The following is a 17,044-nucleotide window of genomic DNA, read 5'->3' on the forward strand; positions in this document are numbered from 1 at the left end:
CCATGAGACGAGCCCTAGGAGTCACCGTCGCCGCCGTCCTGGTGGCGGCCCTCGGAACACCGGTCAACGCGGGGGATCCAGGCCCGCGTGACGTCCATCCGTCCCTCCGCTCCGATCTGATCGCGTTCTACGACTTCGACCACCCGATGCCCGACGATCCGGCCCTCGAACGGGACCAGGGCCGGTCCTCCACCGAGATCGAACTGATCAACGGTGGGGCCGCCCAGCGGATACCGGACAACGCGTACCCGGGCAGCCGGCGGGCCCTGCAGACGAAGCAGGTAACCCCGGACGCGACGACCAACGACGACTGGAAGGCCGGCGTCTACTCGGCGACCGGCGTGCGCACGCTGCGGGCCTTCAACGCCGTGGGCGGCACCACGGTGATGGGCTGGTTCAAGCGCTCCATGGACGGCCCGCTGCTCAACACCGTCACCCCGGCGCCGGACGACAGGTTCAACGCGATCGGCCTGGCCGGCGTGCTGACCGGCGACTCCGACGGGCACGGCGTCCGCGCCCTGCTGGAGCTGATCGACGTGCAGGGCACGCTGCGGCTGGTCGCCCTCGGCAGGCGGCTCGACGGTGGCGCCTCGCAGACGTTCGCGGCGACCGAGGACTGGAAGACCCTGCTGCCCAAGGACAAGTGGGTGCACCTCGCCGCCACGTTCGACTTCAACGCCGGGACGATGGCGTTGTACCGCAACGGCGTGCCGGTCGAGGGCTTCTACACCGTGACCGGCGACCCGTGGCTGGTCAGCGGTCCCGGCCCGCACGTCACCACGGCCACCGACCCGCGTGGCATCAAGATCGGCGGGAGCTTCCCGCAGAACACCGTCGAGCGCAACCCGTGTGACTGCCGGATGGACGCGCTCATGTTCCTGGACCGCTCACTGACGGCCCGGGACGTCGCGAACCAGTACCGCTACATGAGAAACCGGGGGTAACTCATGCGCCGCTTCATCCTGCCCATCCTGCTACTACTGTCCACTTTGGTGGCTTTCCCCGGCCGGGCGATGGCCGCCGAGGCGATCGACGACCCGATCCCGAACGAGCCGGTCATGTCCCGGCTCGGGCTCGTGCTCGACGAGTACGCGCAGTTCCCGCAGTCGTTCACCAACCCGCCGCTGACCGATCAGCGCCTCAACCGGATCGCCCGGATCAACACGATCCTGGAGCTGCCGGACGGCTCGGGCCGCCGCGCGGTGCCCGACCTCAACGGCAACCTGTACCTGGTGAAGAACGGGGTACCGCACGTCTACCTCGACGTGGCGGCCACGTTCGCACCGCAGTTCTTCTCCGGCCGGGGCCTGGGCCAGGGCTTCGGGTACGTGACGTTCCACCCCGACTTCAAGAAGAACGGCCTGTTCTACACGATCCACACCGAGCAGGCGACGCTGACCACGGCGGTACCGGATTACGAGCAGTCCGGCACCACGCTCTTCCACGGCGTGATCAATGAGTGGACCGCCACGAACCCGGCTGCCGACACGTTCGCCGGCACCCATCGTGAGCTGCTGCGAATCGGCTTCGCCGGCCAGATCCACGGCATTCAGGAGATCAACTTCAACCCGACGGCGAAGCGTGGCACCGCCGAGTACGGCAAGCTGTACCTCGCTGTCGGCGACGGCGGCATCGGCGTGCGCACCACCGACCCGCAGAACCTCGCCATCCCGCACGGCAAGCTGCTGCGGATCGACCCGCGCGGCACCGACTCGGCCAACGGCAAGTACGGCATCCCCGCCGACAACCCGTTCGCCGGCCAGGCCGGGGCGCTCGGCGAGATCTGGTCCTACGGTTACCGCGACCCGCACCGGTTCAGCTGGGACCCGGCCACCGGCCGGATGTACCTCGGCCACATCGGCGAGAAGACCATCGAGGCGATCTACGAGGTCCGGCGCGGCGACAACATGGGCTGGAGCGAGCGGGAGGGCGCGTTCGTCTTCGACCGCAACGCCACGAACGTCTGCGACAGGCTCTACCCGCTGCCGGAGAACGACGCCGAGTACGGGTACGTCTACCCGGTCGCCGCGTACGACCACAACCCGGCGCCGGACTGGAACTGCACCTCCGACGTCGGTGTCGCGGTCGCCGGCGGCTTCGTCTACCGGGGTCACGCGATCCCGGCGCTGCGCGGCAAGTACGTCTTCGGCGACCTGGTCGCCGGCAACGTCTTCTACACCGAGGTCAGCGAGATGAAGCGCGGTGGCCCGCCGGCCACCATCCACCGGCTGCACCTGTTCAACTCCGCCGGCGAGTCGGTCCGGATGCAGCAGCTCTCCGGCCCCGGCGCGCCGGGCGACCCGAACCGGGTGGACCTTCGGTTCGGCACCGACAACCGGGGTGAGCTCTACATCCTGGCCAAGGCGAACGGCAAGGTGTGGAAGGTGACCGGCACGAAGACCTTCGCCGCCGGTCCGGTCGGGCACCACCGGGTGCACGGGACCGCCGTCGCCGCCAACTGGGCGCCGGTGACCCCGTCGAAGTGGCAGTTCACCGGCCGGGAGCTGATCCTCGCCGAGGCCGGCGCCGACCCGGGCGCGCCGCGGCGGCCGTTCGAGTACGCGGTGCTGACCAAGGGCCCGGCGTTCTCCAGCGTGGAGGTGAACGCGGAGGTACGGCTGGACACCCCGGTCGACGTGTCGAACCGGGACGTGATCATCGTGTTCGGCTACCAGTCACCGACGCAGTTCTACTACGCGCACCTGTCCAGCGATAACACGATCTACCCGCACAACGGCATCTTCAAGGTCAACAACGCCGATCGGGAGCGGATCGACTACCAGTGGAACGGCCGGTCGCGCGGGGCCAACCCGGCGATCACCGACACCGCCTGGCACGACGTCAAGGTCAAGCACCTGCCGGCCAGCGGGCAGATCGCCGTCTACGTCGACGGCGGCAAGGATCCGATCATGACGGCGGTGGACAAGACGTTCGCCTCCGGCCGGGTCGGGTTCGGGTCGTTCGACAACATCGGGCGGGCCCGGGACTTCACGGTCACCGGAACTCCCGCGCCGTGACGAGCTGCCGTGGCCGGGTGGGTCTACCCGGCCACGGCCTCACGGAACCGCGCGACGGCACGGCCGGTCACCGCCCGGCCGTGCCCGAACACCGCGTGCTCGAACTCCCTCTCGGCGAGACGCGCCAGGCTGGCCCGCGCCTCCGCCGGATCCGCGGTGACCAGGTCGGGCGGCGGCGCGACCGTCCCCTTGCGGCTGCCGGCCGCGTCCCCGGCGAAGAGCACGCCGCCGGCACGGTCCAGCAGGTACGACAGATGGCCACGGGTGTGCCCGGGCGTGTGCAGCGCGGTGAAACCGGGGAGCGGCTCGGCGCCGTCGCCCACCAGCTGGTCCACCTTCGTCGGCTCGACCGTGCCGATCAGCTTGCTGACCAGCTTCCCCAGCCGGCCCGCCGGCGGCGGGGCCGGGAACGCGCCGGTGATGTGCGGCGCGTCGGCCGCGTGCACGACCACCCGTGCCCCGGTGCGCCGGCGCACCTCGGCCAGGCTGCCGACGTGGTCCGGGTGGTGATGGGTGACCAGCACGGTCCGCACCTCACCGAGGCTGCGCCGGATCCCTTTCAGGGCCCGCTCGATGGCCGGCGCCCGGCGCGGCAGGCCGGTGTCCACCAGGACCAGCCCGTCGTCGGTGACGACCACGTGCACGTTGACGTATCCCAGTGGGAGCTCGAAGACCCCGTCGACCACTTCCCGCACCCGATCATTGTGACAGCAGCCCGATCTCGCGGGCCCGGGCCACGGCGTGGTGGCGGTTGCGGGCGCCGAGTTTCATGAGCACGGCCGCCACGTGGGCGTCCACCGTGCGCGGCGACAGCACCAGCCGGGTGGCGATCTCCGGGTTGCTCAGGCCGCCCGCCAGCAGCCGCAGCACCTCGACCTGCCGGCCGGTCAGCCCGGCCGCGTTTCCCCGGGTCGTCACGGCCGGGCCACGCGGGATGCGGGCCAGGCCGAGCTCGCGCATCCGGGACCGGATCCGGCGGGCCAGGGGTTCCGCGCCGACACTGTCGAGCAGCCGCACCGCCGTGAGCAGGTCCGCCGGGTCGTCGCTGTGACTGCGCGCCAGCGCCTCCTCGTAGGGGCAGCCCGCCGCCTGCCAGATCCGGGCCGCCTCTGTCGCGGGACCGGCCCGCAGCAGGGCGTACGGCGGGGAAAGCGGAACCGGCGCACCCAGCCGGACCAGCCAGTAGCCGAAGGCCGACAGCCGCCGGCCGCCCTCCGCGGCGAAGCGTTCGAGATAGACCGGGGTGAGCGTCTCGGCCACCCGGGGATCGCCGCGCAGCCACGCCGCCTCCGCCATCGCCGCGCCCGCCGGGCCGATCCGCTGCGCCTCACCGATCCCCCGCGCGATCCGCCACGCCTCCTCGATCATCGTCTCGCCGCCGGGCAGGCCGCGCCGGATCCGCAGCATGCCGCGCACCACCAGGGCCGGCGCCCGCATCATCGCCGGCGCGCCCTCCTCCCAGCGGGCGTGCCGCTCGGCGTCGTCCCACTCGCACCGCGCCAGGTGCACCACCGAGCGGGTGATGTGCAGGTAGCGCAGGAAACCCAGCACCTCGGTCCGCTCCGCGAACGCCATCCCGGCGTCGAGCAACGCGCCCGCCTCCGGCATCCGCACCTCCTCGATCAGGTGCCAGGCGATGTTGGTGTAGGCGCGGCAGGCATGGTCGTCCTCGCCGGCCGCGAACGCGACCTCGAGGCTCTCCTCCAGCAGCTCCCGGCCGCGCGGATCATCGCCGTCCCAGTACGCGTAACCCACGTTGTTGAGCGCGTGCGACAGCACCGCCGCGTCACCGGCCGCGCGGGCCAGCTCGATCGCCCGCTCCCCCGTCACGATCGCCGCGGCCGGCTCGCCGCCCAGCGCGTGCAGCTGGGACTGGTTGCTCAGCCCGAACGCCAGCGCCGCCGGGTCACCCGCCTCCTCCAGCACGGTGACCGCCTCCACGGCCGTCTTCTCCGCGGGCGGGCGCTGCCCGGCGTACCAGTACAGCCGGGACAGCCGGCGCAGCGCCAGGCCGAGCGCGGCGGCGTCAGGGAGGGCGCGGCGCAGGGCGACTGCCTCCTGCTGCGCGGTCACCGCCGGGCCGTCCAGACCCAGCATGTACGACTCCTCGGCATACGCCTCCAGCAGCCCGGCCCGCTCGTCCGGCCGGAACGCCGACCGGTGTTCCAGGACCATCCGGTAGTGCGCGGCCGCCTCCCGGTGCGAGCCCACGCGAGCCGCCTCCCGGGCCGCGGCCGGCGCGTACCGCACGATCAGGCCGGTGTCCCCGGCCTCGGCGGCATGGTGCACGATCCGGGACAGGTCGGCCCCACCGTGATCCAGCAGCGCGGCCAGCACCTGCCGGTTCGCGGCGATCCGGCGGGACGCGGTGAGCCCGGCCGCCACCGCCCGCCGCATCAACTCGTGCCGGAACGCCACCCGGGCCGGCGTCACGGTCAGCACCCCGCGCTGCTCTGCCGGGGCAAGTACGGCGAGACCGCCCGGCGCCACCGCCTCGACCAGCCAGTGATCCACCGTGGACGGGATGACCGAGAGCACGCCGAGCGCGTCCCGGCAGGGCGGGTCCAGGCTCTGCAGCCGCGCGTGCACCGCCTCGGTCACGGTGGCCGGCACCGCGTCGGCGTCACCGGCGCCGAGCACCTCGGTGACGAAGAACGGGTTCCCGTTGGTGACCGCGAAGACCGTCTCCGGGTCGATCCGGGTCGTGCCGGTGAGGCTGCGCACCGCCGCCGCGGAGAGCCGGGCCAGCGGCAGCCGGCGGATCGGGGTGCCGGCGGTGAGCCCGAGCAGGCCGTGCAGCGGATGGCCGGCGCCGATCTCGTCGTCCCGGTACGTCCCGACCAGCACCACCGGCAGCGTGGCCAGGCGCCGGACCAGGAACCGCAGCACGTCAAGCGTCGCCTCGTCGGCCCAGTGCAGGTCCTCCACGACAAGCACCGTCGGGTGGCCCGGCCAGTCCAGCTCGGCCCGGAACGCCTCGAACACCCGGGACCTGTCACCGGAGGCGAGCGCCTCGGTCAGCGCCGTGCCCACCTTGCCGACCAGGTCCCGCAGCGGGCCGAGCACCCGGGGCGTGGCCAGGTCGTCGCAGTACCCGACGAGCAGCCGTCCCTCGGCCGGCAGCACCGAGCGGACCGCGGCCACGACGGTGGACTTGCCGATGCCCGCCTCGCCGGTGACGAACACGACCGACCCGTGGCCGTCCAGGGCCCGCCGGGCGGCGGCGCCCAGCTCGGCGAGTTCGTGCTCGCGCTCCAGCACTTCTAGGTAGGTCCTTCCTCCGACCTAGGTATTCGACACCGATTCCGGTGGGCGGCGGCACCCGTAGAACGGATACATGACAGTTGACGAGCACAAACTCATGGAATTCGTGCACCGATTCGTGGGCGACCTGGGCGCCACGATGGCCGCCGGCGGCATCGTCCTCGGCGACCGGCTCGGCCTCTACCGGGCCCTCGCCGCGGCGCCCGCGCTGCCTCAGGAACTCGCCGAGCGCACCGGCACCGCGCCCCGCTACGTCGAGGAGTGGCTGCGCGGGCAGGCCGCCGGCGGGTACGTCGAGTACGACCCCTCCTCCGGGCGCTACTCGCTCACCCCGGAACAGGCGTTCGCGCTGACCGACCCGGACGGCCCGATCTTCGCGCCCGGCGCGTTCCAGCTGGCCCTCGGCGCGCTGCGGTCGGCACCGCAGATCGAGTCCGCGTTCCGTACCGGTTCCGGCATGGGCTGGCACGAGCACCACGAGGACGTGTTCGACGGGTGCGAGCGGTTCTTCCGGCCGGCGTACAGCGCCAACCTGGTCTCCGCGTGGATCCCCGCGCTCAGCGGCGCCGAGGAGAAACTGCGCCGCGGCGCCCGGGTCGCGGATGTCGGCTGCGGGCACGGCGCGTCCACGGCGCTGATGGCCCAGGCGTACCCGTCGTCGGAGTTCGTCGGCTCCGACCTGCACGGCGGGTCCATCGAGCACGCGCGCAAGCGGGCCCTGTCCGGTGTCCGGTTCGAGGTGGCCGGCGCGCAGGACTTCGGCGGCGGCCCCTACGACCTGGTCACCACGTTCGACGCGCTGCACGACATGGGCGATCCGCTGGGCGCCGCCCGGCACGTGCTCAGCCGGCTCGACGCCGACGGGTCCTGGCTGATCGTCGAACCGGCGGCCGGCGCCACCGTCGCGGACAACCTGAACCCGGTCGGGCGCGCGTACTACAACTTCTCCACGTTCCTCTGCGTGCCGAGCGCGCTCTCCCAGGACGGCGGGTACTCGCTCGGCGCCCAGGCCGGCGAGGAGCCGATCCGCCGCCTGGTCACCGACGCCGGATTCACCCGCTTCCGCCGGATCGGCGAGACACCCTTCAACATCGCGTACGAGGCACGGCCCTGATTAAGGTCCCGGGTTCCGCGGGTAGGTAAGAATGCTGTCGACCCAAAGGGAAAGGACCCTCGCGTGACGGACGTACCGCTCTACGCCCAGCTGGGATTCACCGACGCCGAGTGGGGGCTGCTCGCCGGCCTGCCGCAGTCGGTGCTCACCGCGGCGAGCGCCGCCACACCCGACAGCGCCCGCAAGACCCGTGCCGAGGTGGCGGTCGGCCTCGACCGCATCTCGGACGCCCGTGCCTCGGCCAGCCCGCTGGTCGCCGCCGCCGCGGCCGCCGCGGTGGGCGAGGCCGGCGACCCGGAACTCGGCGAGGAGCCGCCGGTGATCGAGCCGGCCGACCCGGCCGGTTACGCGGCCGACGTGCTGAGCCGGGCCGCCGAGGCGACGGCGCTGCTGGCGGCGAAGGCGTCGCCGGCCGACGCCGAGACCTACAAGCACTGGCTCGTCGAGATCGCGGACGAGGTCGTGGGCGCGGCCTCGACGGGCGGGGTGCTGGGCATCGGCGGGGAGTCGGTGACGGAGAGCGAGCGCTCCTTCCGAGACGACCTGGCGAAGATCCTCGCCTCCTGACAGCCCCCGTCCCCGACTCCACACGCAGCCGCTGACCGCACGCAGCGTGTGGAGTTCGGGTCAGGCGGGTGGGTGCCAGCTCATCACCGGGTCCATCTGGCGCAGGACCAGGTCGGGGCCGAGGCGGCCGGCCCACGCCATGCCGGTGTTGCGGAGCCACTCGGCGATCGGGTTGTTCAGGCCCGCGATCCGGCCGATGCGGCGCGACGTGCGGGCGATCTCGGTGGTCCGGGGCAGGCGCTGGGCGGAGTACGCCGACACGTCGCCGTCCACCGCCGCCAGCACCGCCGCGTCCTCGATGGCCTGGCAGGCACCCTGCCCGAGGTTCGGTGTCATCGCGTGCGCGGCGTCGCCGAGCAGCGCGACCCGGCCGGCGTGGAAGGCAGGCAGCGGCTCGTCCAGGCAGCGGATGTCGGTGCGGGTCACCGACGACGCCGCCGCGATCAGGGCCGGGATCGGCGCGTGCCAGCCGCCGAAATGACGCAGCATCACGGCCTTCTCGTCAGCACCGGGCGAAGCCGGCCCGGACACACCGGCCGACGCGGGCCGGGGCGCGCCGGGTGGTGCGGGCGCCGTCGCGTAGCAGTAGACCCGGCCGTCGCCGAGTTCCACGATCCCGAAGACCTTGCCGGCGCCCCACGTCTCGGCCTGCGGGAGATTTCCACCGGGATGCGGGACGATGATCCGCCAGCTCGTCACCCCCGTGTGGACCGGCTCCGGAGAACCCGGGAAGAGCTTCCCCCGTACCCGTGAATGCAGTCCGTCGGCCGCGACCACCAGGTCAGCCGGCAGCGGGCCCTCGGCCGTGACCACCTCCCCGGTCGCCGGATCGACGTCGGAGGCCGGCAGGCCGAGGCGGAGAGTGCCCGACGCGAGGCCGGCGGCGAGCGTGTCGACGAGCGTGGCGCGGTGCAGCACGATGGTGTCGTCGCCGAAGCGGGCACGGGCGCGCGACGCGTCGGTCCGGGTGATCCACCGTCCGTCCGGGCGCCGGATCCCGGCCGCGCCCTGCAGGGCGGACAGCTCACGGATCGTTGCACCGAGGCCGAGACGATCGAGGACGCGCAGGGCGTTCGGGGCGACGGCGAGTCCGGAACCGACCACCTCGAGGGCCGGCGCGCGCTCCACGACGGTGACCTCCCAGCCGCGTCGTTGCAGCGCCACCGCGGCGGTGAGCCCGCCGATTCCCGCCCCGATCACCACAGCGCGTGACATGGCACCGATCCTCGCACGACAATCGGACGGTGGTGGTCGACGAGTACGCGCAGGCTCGCCCGGCGCCGCCGCTGCCTCCGTTCGTCGGGCTCTACTCCGGCTACCGGCAGCGCGGTGTGCCGCCGGCGCGGCATCGCGGGCTGCCCTCGCCGTACCTGACGCTGATCTTCACGCTCGACGATCCGCTGATGGTGGCGGCGCATCCCGACCCTGCTCAGAAGCCGGGCGCGTTCGGCGCTCTGCTCGGCGGGCTGCATCTGGCGCCCGCGTTGATCGCTCACGACGGCCGGCAGTCCGGCGTGCAGGTCGCGGTCTCCCCGATCGGCTGCCGTGAATTGTTCGGGTTTCCCGCCGCCGAGCTGGCGAACCTCGACGTGGACGCGTCGGCGGTGCTCGGCGAGGGCCGCGTCGGCGAGATCCGGGAGCGTCTGGCCGAGGCCGCCGATTGGCCGGCCCGCTTCGCGGTCCTGGACCGTGCGCTGGGCGCGCTGCGCGGCGACGCGTCCGGGACAGATCACACCATCGGGTACGCCTACCGCACGCTCCTGCGCGAGCCGGTGCCGATCGCCGCCCTCGCCGCCGAGATCGGCTGGAGCGGGCGGCACCTCACCGGCCGGTTCCGCGCCGAGCTGGGGTTGCGCCCGAAGGAGGCGGCCCGGCTGGCCCGCTTCGATCGGGCCCGGCGGGCGATCCGGCCGGGTGTGCTGCTCGCCGACGTGGCGGCCCTGCACGGGTACGCGGACCAGTCCCACCTGGTGCGCGACTTCCACGCGTTCGCCGGGTGCTCGCCGTCGAGATGGCTGGCCGACGAGTTCGGTTTCGTCCAAGCCATGCCGCTGCTCCCCGGCGACGATGGGACGCATGACTTACGTATGGCCGACTCTTCAGGCGCGTGACGCCCGAGCACTCATCAGGTTCCTGGTCGACGCGTTCGGTTTCGTGGAGAACGTGGTGCACGGCGAGGGCGATCGCGTGGACCACGCACAGCTGGACTGGCCGCTGGGCGGCGGGATCATGCTGGGCTCCGGATCGGGCTCGTCGACGTGGCAGCTGCCGCCCGGCACGTTCGGGGCGTACGTGGTGACCGACGACGTGGACAAGCTGCACGAGCGGGCCGCCGCGGCCGGCGCGGAGATCCTCAAGGCGCCGGCCGACACGGATTACGGGTCACGCGACTTCACCGCCCGCGACCCGGAGGGCAATCTGTGGAGTTTCGGGACGTACCCGGGCGAGCCCCGGAAGTGATCGGCCGCCCGGGGGTCAGCACTCGTGCGGCAGGTCCTCCGGGCGCATCTCCACCAGCCCGCGGTTGATCTCGGTGGACGTGGCCAGCTGCTGGTAGGCCGGGCCGACCACCAGGTCGAGCGTCGCGTCGGCGCGGGACGGCACGAAGATCACGTCGGCCTGGCCGAGCAGCATCGCGTCGAGGAAGGCGGCATCGCCGACGGCCAGGGGACCGTACCGGATCAGCGCCACCGTCCCGGACGGCAACTCCTCGCGAGCCGCGGTGCCGGCGCGGGCGGCCGGGATCCGTACCCTGATGTCGTTGATCGCCTGCTCGGCCCGGGTCGCGTCCGCCGCGCCGGAGAGCACCCGCACCGCGATGTCCGCGCTGCTGTCCGGCATCGTCAGGTCGACCGGGGCCGCACAGCCGGCCGCCGCGGGCAGCGTCCCCTCGTCACCGGGCAGGAACCGCACGGCGGTCGCGGCGCCCGCCGCGACCAGCACCGCCGCGAAACCGGCCACGGCGACCCGGCGGCGCAGCAGCTGCCCGCGGCCCCGGCCCCGGATCTCGGCGGCCGGGGCGAGCGGCACCCGCCGGACGTCGTCCTCCAGCTCGGCGAGCGCGGCACGAAGGTCACGCGGCATCGGACACCTCCACATCGGTCAGCAGCGGGGCCAGGGCGGTGCGGGCGCGGGACAGCCGGGCCTTCACGGTGCCCGCCGGGACGCCGTCACTCGACGCGATCTCCTCGACGGACATGTCCATCAGGTAGTGCATGGCGACGGCCTGCCGTTGCGCGTGCGGGAGCCGGCGCAGGGCGGCGAGCAGGGCGACCCGTTCCGGTGAGGGACCGTCCGTGGTCTCCGGCGGCGGCCCGGACCGGCTCTGCGCGGCGAGCCATCGGCGCAGGCCACGCCAGCGGTTCGCGGCCAGGTTCCAGGCGACCCGGCGGACCCAGTGCTCCGGACTGTCGTAGCCGGAGACCTCCGGCCAGCGCTGCCAGGCCCGCGCGTACGCCTCCTGGGTGAGGTCCTGCGCGTCGCCGAGGTCACCGCAGACGGCGTAGACCTGCAGCATCACCCGGCGTGCGGTGCTCGCGTAGAACGCGTCGAAGTCGGCTGTCTGCCCCATGCTCTGTAACACCCCGCTCGCGGCGGGAAGGTTGCATCGGATTATTCGCGGCCCAGCAGACCGCGCTCGAACGCCGTCGCGACGGCCGAGGCCCGGTCGCGGACACCCAGCTTCGCGTACGCGTGCAGCAGGTGCGTCTTCACCGTGGCCTCGCTGATGAAGAGCCGCCCGGCCGTCTCCCGGTTCGTGCAGCCCCGCGCGATGAGCGTCAGCACCTCCAGCTCACGCTGGCTCAGCGGCTCCTTCGCCGGGGACCGCAGCTCGCCCATGAGCCGGCCGGCGACCGCCGGGGAGAGCACCGACTCGCCCCGGTGCGCGGAGAGCACCGCCCGGAACAGCTCCTCCCGTGGGGTGTCCTTGAGCAGGTAACCGGTCGCCCCCGCCTTGATCGCCGGGAGCACGTCGCTGTCCGTGTCGTAGGTGGTGAGGACCAGCACCCGGGCCGCCGAACCGGACGCCTTCAGCTCGCGGATCGTGGTCACCCCGTCCATCACCGGCATCCGCAGGTCGAGCAGGACCACGTCCGGGTTCACCGCGCGGGCCACCGTGAGCGCCTCCCGGCCGTTGCCCGCCTCGCCCAGCACCGTGAACCGGTCGTCGGCGGCGAACATGCCGCGCAGCCCGTCGCGTACCACCGGGTGATCGTCGACGATCAGCAGCCCGATCACGCCGGCCCCGGGCACGCGCCGGCTCCCACCGCGATCGCCGGCACGCAGGCCGAGAGCGCGGTCCCGCCGCCCGGCTCGGACTCCACCTCCAGGCTGCCGGCGATCCGGGCCAGGCGTTCCCGCATGGCCCGCAGGCCGAACCCGCCCTCGGCGTTCGCGACGCACGGCTGGGCCGGGTCGAATCCGGCGCCGTCGTCGCGCACGTCCAGGGTCACCACGTCCTCCATGTAGGACAGCGTCAGCCCGACCCGGCCGGCGCCGGCGTGCCGGGCCACGTTCGCCAGACCCTCCTGCGCGGTACGCAGGAGCGTCGCCTCGATCTCCGGGAGCAGCCGGCGTGGCGGGCCGGTGGTGACCAGATCCGCTCGTACGCCGGTCCGCTCCGACCAGCCGCGCACGACGTCGCGGAGCGCGTCCGGCAGGGCCACACCGTCCAGCTGCTGCGGGCGCAGCGCCTGCACCGAGCGGCGCGCCTCGGTGAGGCTCTCCCGGGCCAGCCGTTTCGCCGACGTCAGGTGGTGCGGCCGGCTCACCGGGTCGGCCTCGGCCGCCTCCAGCTGGGTGACGATGCCGGTGAGGCCCTGCGCCAGCACGTCGTGGATCTCCCCGGCCATCCGCTGCCGCTCGTCCAGCATCCCGGCCTCGCGGGCCTGGACGAGCAGCTGGGCGTGCAGGCCGGCGTTCTCCTTGAGGGCCTGCTCCAGCTTGCGGTTCGCCTCGGCCAGCTCCTCGATCATCTGAGCGCGGCGGATCGAGTTCTTCTCGGTCTGGATCTCCACGTAGAACATCACGCCGGCGATCAGCACGTTGATCAGGACGGCGAACGCCCAGAAGATGTAGCCGCCCTCCGCGGAGAGCGTCGGGACCCCGCCGACCTGGGACAGCGCCGCGATCGCCGCCACCGGGAGCACCGCCGGCAAGCGCCAGAGGCCGTCCAGCGCGTACCCGATGAAGAGGTAGCCCGTCCAGGTGAAGAAGCCGAACAGCGGGCTCATCCAGACCAGCAGCGCGAACCAGCCGAGCATCCCGAGAAGAAAGACCACCATGAGTACGCGGCGCTCGTTCCACCGCGGATGCGACGTCACCCAGAACGCGATCCAGACGGCGGTCCCGGCGACCGCGAGCAGGATCAGCCGGAGATCCGGCGGCTCCACCACGGCGTCACCGGCGGCGATGACGAGCAGGACCGAGACGGCGAGCGTCGCGTAGGGCAACCAGGTCAGCCACGCGCCGCGCGTCATCGAGGTGCCTTCCTGCGCCTCCGCCGCCAGCATGCCCGATCACTCCCAACGGAACAGTTTCGCCGCAGCCGCACCGAAAACGAGCAGATAGCCCACCAGCACCGTAACGGAGAGAAGGTTCGGCCAGTGTCCCGTCATCGCCTCGTGCATGAGCCGCTCCCCGGCCGCGAGCGGCGTGTAGTCGGCGATGGTCTGCACCACGTCCGGCATCACCTCGCGGGGCGCGTAGAGCCCGGCCAGGAACATCAGCGGGAAGAACAGGATCAGGCCGATCGCGTTCGCCGCCTTGCCGCTCGGCGCCAGCGACGCGATCAGCAGCCCGACCGCGAAGACGCCGGCGACCGCCAGCACCACCGCGAGCAGGAACGCGATCGGGGACTCCGGGAGGGGCACGCCGTAGGCGAGGCCGGCCACCACGAACACCAGGATCGAGGAGAACACCACGGTGATCGCGGAGAACACCAGCTGGGCGCCGAGCAGCGCGACCGGCCGGACCGGTGTGGTGGCGAGGCGGCGCAGGATGCCCTTCTCCCGGTAGTTCGCCAGGACCGTGGGCATGCCCTGCAGTCCGATCATGGCGACGCTCAGCGCGATGACGATGCCGGCGTAGACGTCGACCGTCCGCAGGCCACCGAACTCGGCGGACGGCTCCCGGAACGCGGGCACGGCGCCCAGGATCGCGATCAGGACGACCGGGAAGAGGGCCGCGAAGAAGAGGTAGACCGGCTCGCGGAACGCGGTGCGGAACTCGGTGGCGACCAGCTTGGCGAAGACGTTCATGACGAGTGCTCCTCTTCGGGCCGGCCGGTCAGGCGTACGAAGGCGTCGTCGAGGGTGGCCTGTTCCAGGCGCAGCTCGACCGCGACGATGCCGTTGACGGCGAGCACCGAGGTGACCGCGTGCAGCAGGTTGCCGGTGCCGGTGACCTCGATCCGATCGCCCTGCCGGCTGACCCGGCTCACCTCGGGCAGGCCGGTGAGCAGCTCGTCCGCGATCGGGGCGGACGGCCGGAACCGGATGGTCTGATCCTCGGTGGCGGTCTGCTCGACCAGGCCGGCCGGGGTGTTCAGCGCGACCACCTCACCGTGGTCGATCACCGCGATCCGGTCGCAGAGGCGCTCGGCCTCCTCCATGAAGTGGGTGACCAGCAGCAGCGTGACGCCCCGGTCCCGGACGCCCGCGATCAGCTCCCACGTGTCGCGGCGGGCCTGCGGGTCGAGGCCGGTGGTCAGCTCGTCCAGGATCGCGATCCTCGGGTTCCCGATCAGCGCGAGCGCGATCGACAGCCGCTGCTTCTGGCCGCCGGAGAGCTTGCCGAAGTGGGTGTTGAGCTTCTCGTCGAGACCCAGGTCGCCGGCCAGCCTGCGCCAGTCCGCCGGGTCCGGGTAGAACGCGCTGTAGAGCTCCAGCGACTCCCGGACCGTCAGCTTCTCCTGCAGTTCGCTCTCCTGCAGCTGCACCCCGACCTGGGTACGCAACGCCCGGTCCCGCGGTTCGCGGCCGAGCACGGTGATCGTTCCCGAATCCGGGGCGCGCAGTCCCGCGATGCACTCCACCGTGGTGGTCTTGCCCGCCCCGTTCGGGCCCAGAATGCCGAAGATCTCGCCGGATTCCACCGTGAACGAGACGTCGCGGACAGCTACGGTGTCCCCGTACCGTTTGCTGAGGTTCTTCACCTCGATGACTGCCATGCACCAATCATGATCGATGGGTGCGCCGCCGGAATCGACCGGCGAGCGAGACCGGCCGTCAACCGATCGGTTGATGCCGGTCTACGCCACCGCTTCCTCGGTGCTCGCCGGCGTGGTCCGGCGCAGGCTCGAATAGACCGAGCCGACCTGGGAGGCGACCCGGCGCCACGAGTACGCCTGACGGGCCCGGTCCAGCGCCGCGGTCGCATAGGTGAACCGCCGCACCTTGTCGTTGATCAGCCGGCGCAGCGCCCCGCCGAGGGCCCGCGGGTCACGGGCCGGCACCAGGTCACCGGTCAGCCCGTCCACCACGGTCTCGGAGAGCGAGCCCACCGCGGTGCCGACGATCGGCACGCCGCAGGCCATCGCCTCCAGGGCGGTCTGCTCCAGCGACTGCTCGTCCTGCCAGGGCGCGGCCACCAGCAGGTCGGCGGAGCGGTACCAGTTCGGCAGGTCCCGGTGCGCGACCGAGCCGACCAGCTTGAACCGGTCGGCGACCTGGAACTGCTCGGCCAGCGCGCGCAGCATCTTGGCGCCCGGATCGGCGGGCAGCTGCTCCGCGGGCGGGCCGCCGACCACCACCACCTCGGCGCCGGGCACGTACCGCATCGCCTCGATGACATCGCCGAACCCCTTGCGCTCGACCAGCCGGCCGACCGAGAGGATCCGCGGCCGTTCCGGGTCGCGCTGCGCCGCCGGGCCCTCGGGAGAGAACCACTCGCTGTTCACCCCGGCCGGCACGATCGTGAGCCGCTCCCGGGGGATGCCGATGCGCACCAGGCCCCGTACCTCGTCCTGGGTCTGTGCCACCACCCGGTCCACCGCCCGGCCGAGCGCGCGCTCGTAGCCGGACCGCGACGGACCCTGCGGGGTCTGCGGCCGGTCGTCCAGGCCGGCCAGCTCGTGGAAGGACTGCACCACCGGGACGCCGACCTGGCGCGCCGCGGTGACCGCGGCCAGGCCGCTGGTCCAGAAGTGGGCGTGCGCGACGTCCGGCGTCCAGCCGCCGCCGCTCCACTGCTCGCCGAGCACCCGGGCGAACTCGCCCATGTGCGGGAGCAGCAGCTCCGGCGGCACCGGCTGAGCCGGTCCGGCGACCACGTGCACCACCCGGACGCCGCTCGGCAGAAGAACCACCTCGGCCACCTCGGGATCGGCGCGCCGGGTGTAGACGCGCACGTCATGGCCGAGCTCGGCGAGCGCGCCGGACAGCTCGGCGACGTGGGCGTGCTGGCCGTCCGAGCCCAGCGGGCTGGCATGCTCGGAGATCATCGCGATACGCACCGTGGTCTCCTCCAGCGAGGTTAAAGGCGGGGTTGGGTACGGGGTGCGGAATGCCCTGCAGCCCCAGACGTAAACATGGCCCGATCGTTACAAGGGCCGCCAGCAGGGTAATCCGGTCGCCGTGGCAATCGTGGCGCGTACCGTTCAAGCCCCACCCGATCGAGTCTTCGCCGTGCTGGCCGACGGCTGGACGTACAGCGACTGGGTGGTCGGCACCGTGCACATCCGGGACGTCGAGTCGTCCTGGCCGGCCCCCGGCTCCAAGCTGCATCACAAGGCGGGCCCATGGCCGCTGTCGCTGCACGACTCGTCGACCGTGCTCGCCTGCACGCCGGATCGCGAGCTGCGGCTGAACGCGGGTCTGTGGCCGCTCGGCGAGGCAATCGTCGGCATCCGGCTGGAACCGCTGAACGGCGGCTCCGCCACCCGGGTGGTGATCGAGGAGGACTTCGAGGCGGGGCCGCTGCGCTGGATCCGCAACAAGGTCAACGACCTGATCCTGCACCGCCGCAACGTCGAGACCCTCCGCCGCCTGGCCGACATCGCCGAACGCAACCGCTAGCCGCTCATACGCATTGCCGGACTTCACTACACTGAAGCGCTCCACGCCTTCCCGCGAAGGAGCGA

At 72.6% G+C, this 17,044-nt stretch carries 17 protein-coding genes; 7 read left to right on the plus strand and 10 right to left on the minus strand.

The window, feature by feature from the left end; translation table 11 throughout:
- Positions 1 to 2: 2 nt before the first annotated feature.
- Both AMIS_RS31175 and AMIS_RS31180 read left to right on the plus strand, forming a co-directional pair.
- The gene (locus tag AMIS_RS31175; protein WP_014446436.1) at positions 3 to 944 is read left to right on the plus strand and encodes a LamG-like jellyroll fold domain-containing protein; all 942 of its coding nucleotides are present in this window, start codon (positions 3 to 5) and stop codon (positions 942 to 944) included.
- Between the two features lie 48 nt (positions 945 to 992).
- A complete protein-coding gene (locus tag AMIS_RS31180; protein ID WP_231859126.1) occupies positions 993 to 3,017 on the plus strand; it encodes a PQQ-dependent sugar dehydrogenase in 2,025 nt (674 codons plus the stop codon).
- Between the two features lie 23 nt (positions 3,018 to 3,040).
- Here the strand turns inward: AMIS_RS31180 and AMIS_RS31185 are convergent, their stop codons facing one another.
- Together AMIS_RS31185 and AMIS_RS31190 are read right to left on the minus strand one after the other, a co-directional pair.
- Positions 3,041 to 3,712, minus strand: a complete 672-nt coding sequence (locus AMIS_RS31185; RefSeq protein ID WP_041830172.1) for an MBL fold metallo-hydrolase — start codon at positions 3,710 to 3,712, stop codon at positions 3,041 to 3,043.
- A gap of 4 nt (positions 3,713 to 3,716) precedes the next feature.
- A complete protein-coding gene (locus tag AMIS_RS31190) occupies positions 3,717 to 6,278 on the minus strand; it encodes an ATP-binding protein (RefSeq protein WP_014446439.1) in 2,562 nt (853 codons plus the stop codon).
- A gap of 76 nt (positions 6,279 to 6,354) precedes the next feature.
- Here AMIS_RS31190 and AMIS_RS31195 point away from each other — a divergent pair, with 76 nt between their 5' ends.
- Together AMIS_RS31195 and AMIS_RS31200 are read left to right on the plus strand one after the other, a co-directional pair.
- Positions 6,355 to 7,395, plus strand: coding sequence for a class I SAM-dependent methyltransferase (locus tag AMIS_RS31195; RefSeq protein WP_014446440.1), 1,041 nt, complete (start codon positions 6,355 to 6,357; stop codon positions 7,393 to 7,395).
- A gap of 63 nt (positions 7,396 to 7,458) precedes the next feature.
- Positions 7,459 to 7,962, plus strand: coding sequence for a hypothetical protein (locus tag AMIS_RS31200; protein ID WP_014446441.1), 504 nt, complete (start codon positions 7,459 to 7,461; stop codon positions 7,960 to 7,962).
- A gap of 60 nt (positions 7,963 to 8,022) precedes the next feature.
- Here AMIS_RS31200 and AMIS_RS31205 read toward each other — a convergent pair whose 3' ends face one another.
- Positions 8,023 to 9,177, minus strand: a complete 1,155-nt coding sequence (locus AMIS_RS31205; protein WP_014446442.1) for an FAD-dependent monooxygenase — start codon at positions 9,175 to 9,177, stop codon at positions 8,023 to 8,025.
- A 29-nt stretch (positions 9,178 to 9,206) separates the two neighbouring features.
- On the opposite strand from AMIS_RS31205, the gene AMIS_RS31210 reads away from it, so the two are divergent.
- Both AMIS_RS31210 and AMIS_RS31215 read left to right on the plus strand, forming a co-directional pair.
- The gene (locus AMIS_RS31210) at positions 9,207 to 10,073 is read left to right on the plus strand and encodes a helix-turn-helix domain-containing protein (protein ID WP_014446443.1); all 867 of its coding nucleotides are present in this window, start codon (positions 9,207 to 9,209) and stop codon (positions 10,071 to 10,073) included.
- Complete coding sequence (locus tag AMIS_RS31215) at positions 10,039 to 10,422, plus strand: VOC family protein (protein ID WP_157435140.1); 384 nt, start codon at positions 10,039 to 10,041, stop codon at positions 10,420 to 10,422. The genes AMIS_RS31210 and AMIS_RS31215 overlap by 35 nt, the downstream gene beginning before the upstream one ends.
- 15 nt (positions 10,423 to 10,437) lie before the next feature.
- On the opposite strand, the gene AMIS_RS31220 is transcribed toward AMIS_RS31215, so the two are convergent.
- The 7 genes from AMIS_RS31220 to AMIS_RS31250 all read right to left on the minus strand — a co-directional run bounded on the left by AMIS_RS31220 (position 10,438) and on the right by AMIS_RS31250 (position 16,417).
- Positions 10,438 to 11,046 carry a hypothetical protein gene (locus AMIS_RS31220; RefSeq protein WP_014446445.1) on the minus strand — a complete coding sequence of 203 codons (609 nt, stop codon included), beginning with the start codon at positions 11,044 to 11,046 and terminating at the stop codon, positions 10,438 to 10,440.
- Positions 11,036 to 11,533 (minus strand): SigE family RNA polymerase sigma factor, encoded by a 498-nt coding sequence (locus tag AMIS_RS31225; protein WP_014446446.1) that lies wholly within the window; start codon positions 11,531 to 11,533, stop codon positions 11,036 to 11,038. Before AMIS_RS31225 ends, AMIS_RS31220 begins: the two co-directional genes overlap by 11 nt.
- Positions 11,534 to 11,574: 41 nt before the next feature.
- The gene (locus AMIS_RS31230) at positions 11,575 to 12,201 is read right to left on the minus strand and encodes a response regulator (protein ID WP_014446447.1); all 627 of its coding nucleotides are present in this window, start codon (positions 12,199 to 12,201) and stop codon (positions 11,575 to 11,577) included.
- Entirely contained in the window at positions 12,198 to 13,475 is a 1,278-nt protein-coding gene (locus tag AMIS_RS31235) for a sensor histidine kinase (protein WP_014446448.1), read from the minus strand. The genes AMIS_RS31230 and AMIS_RS31235 overlap by 4 nt, the downstream gene beginning before the upstream one ends.
- 6 nt (positions 13,476 to 13,481) lie before the next feature.
- Positions 13,482 to 14,222 (minus strand): ABC transporter permease, encoded by a 741-nt coding sequence (locus AMIS_RS31240; RefSeq protein ID WP_014446449.1) that lies wholly within the window; start codon positions 14,220 to 14,222, stop codon positions 13,482 to 13,484.
- Positions 14,219 to 15,133, minus strand: coding sequence for an ABC transporter ATP-binding protein (locus tag AMIS_RS31245; protein ID WP_014446450.1), 915 nt, complete (start codon positions 15,131 to 15,133; stop codon positions 14,219 to 14,221). Before AMIS_RS31245 ends, AMIS_RS31240 begins: the two co-directional genes overlap by 4 nt.
- A gap of 81 nt (positions 15,134 to 15,214) precedes the next feature.
- On the minus strand, positions 15,215 to 16,417 hold the full coding sequence (locus AMIS_RS31250; RefSeq protein ID WP_014446451.1) for a glycosyltransferase: 1,203 nt from the start codon (positions 16,415 to 16,417) through the stop codon (positions 15,215 to 15,217).
- A 121-nt stretch (positions 16,418 to 16,538) separates the two neighbouring features.
- Between AMIS_RS31250 and AMIS_RS31255 the strand changes: the two genes are divergently transcribed.
- On the plus strand, positions 16,539 to 16,979 hold the full coding sequence (locus AMIS_RS31255; RefSeq protein WP_014446452.1) for an SRPBCC family protein: 441 nt from the start codon (positions 16,539 to 16,541) through the stop codon (positions 16,977 to 16,979).
- The last annotated feature ends 65 nt before the right edge of the window (positions 16,980 to 17,044 follow it).

It is taken from the genome of Actinoplanes missouriensis 431 (genome assembly GCF_000284295.1).
In the GTDB taxonomy this organism is placed as follows: Bacteria; Actinomycetota; Actinomycetes; order Mycobacteriales; family Micromonosporaceae; genus Actinoplanes; species Actinoplanes missouriensis.

What these genes read in the sequence shown, in the direction of transcription:
- AMIS_RS31175 (WP_014446436.1), top strand. Translation starts at nt 3, where the DNA reads ATGAGACGAGCCCTAGGAGTCACCGTCGCCGCCGTCCTGGTGGCGGCC.
- AMIS_RS31220 (WP_014446445.1), bottom strand. Translation starts at nt 11,046, where the DNA reads ATGCCGCGTGACCTTCGTGCCGCGCTCGCCGAGCTGGAGGACGACGTC.
- AMIS_RS31215 (WP_157435140.1), top strand. Translation starts at nt 10,039, where the DNA reads ATGACTTACGTATGGCCGACTCTTCAGGCGCGTGACGCCCGAGCACTC.
- AMIS_RS31225 (WP_014446446.1), bottom strand. Translation starts at nt 11,533, where the DNA reads ATGGGGCAGACAGCCGACTTCGACGCGTTCTACGCGAGCACCGCACGC.
- AMIS_RS31205 (WP_014446442.1), bottom strand. Translation starts at nt 9,177, where the DNA reads ATGTCACGCGCTGTGGTGATCGGGGCGGGAATCGGCGGGCTCACCGCC.
- AMIS_RS31245 (WP_014446450.1), bottom strand. Translation starts at nt 15,133, where the DNA reads ATGGCAGTCATCGAGGTGAAGAACCTCAGCAAACGGTACGGGGACACC.
- AMIS_RS31240 (WP_014446449.1), bottom strand. Translation starts at nt 14,222, where the DNA reads ATGAACGTCTTCGCCAAGCTGGTCGCCACCGAGTTCCGCACCGCGTTC.
- AMIS_RS31235 (WP_014446448.1), bottom strand. Translation starts at nt 13,475, where the DNA reads ATGCTGGCGGCGGAGGCGCAGGAAGGCACCTCGATGACGCGCGGCGCG.
- AMIS_RS31195 (WP_014446440.1), top strand. Translation starts at nt 6,355, where the DNA reads ATGACAGTTGACGAGCACAAACTCATGGAATTCGTGCACCGATTCGTG.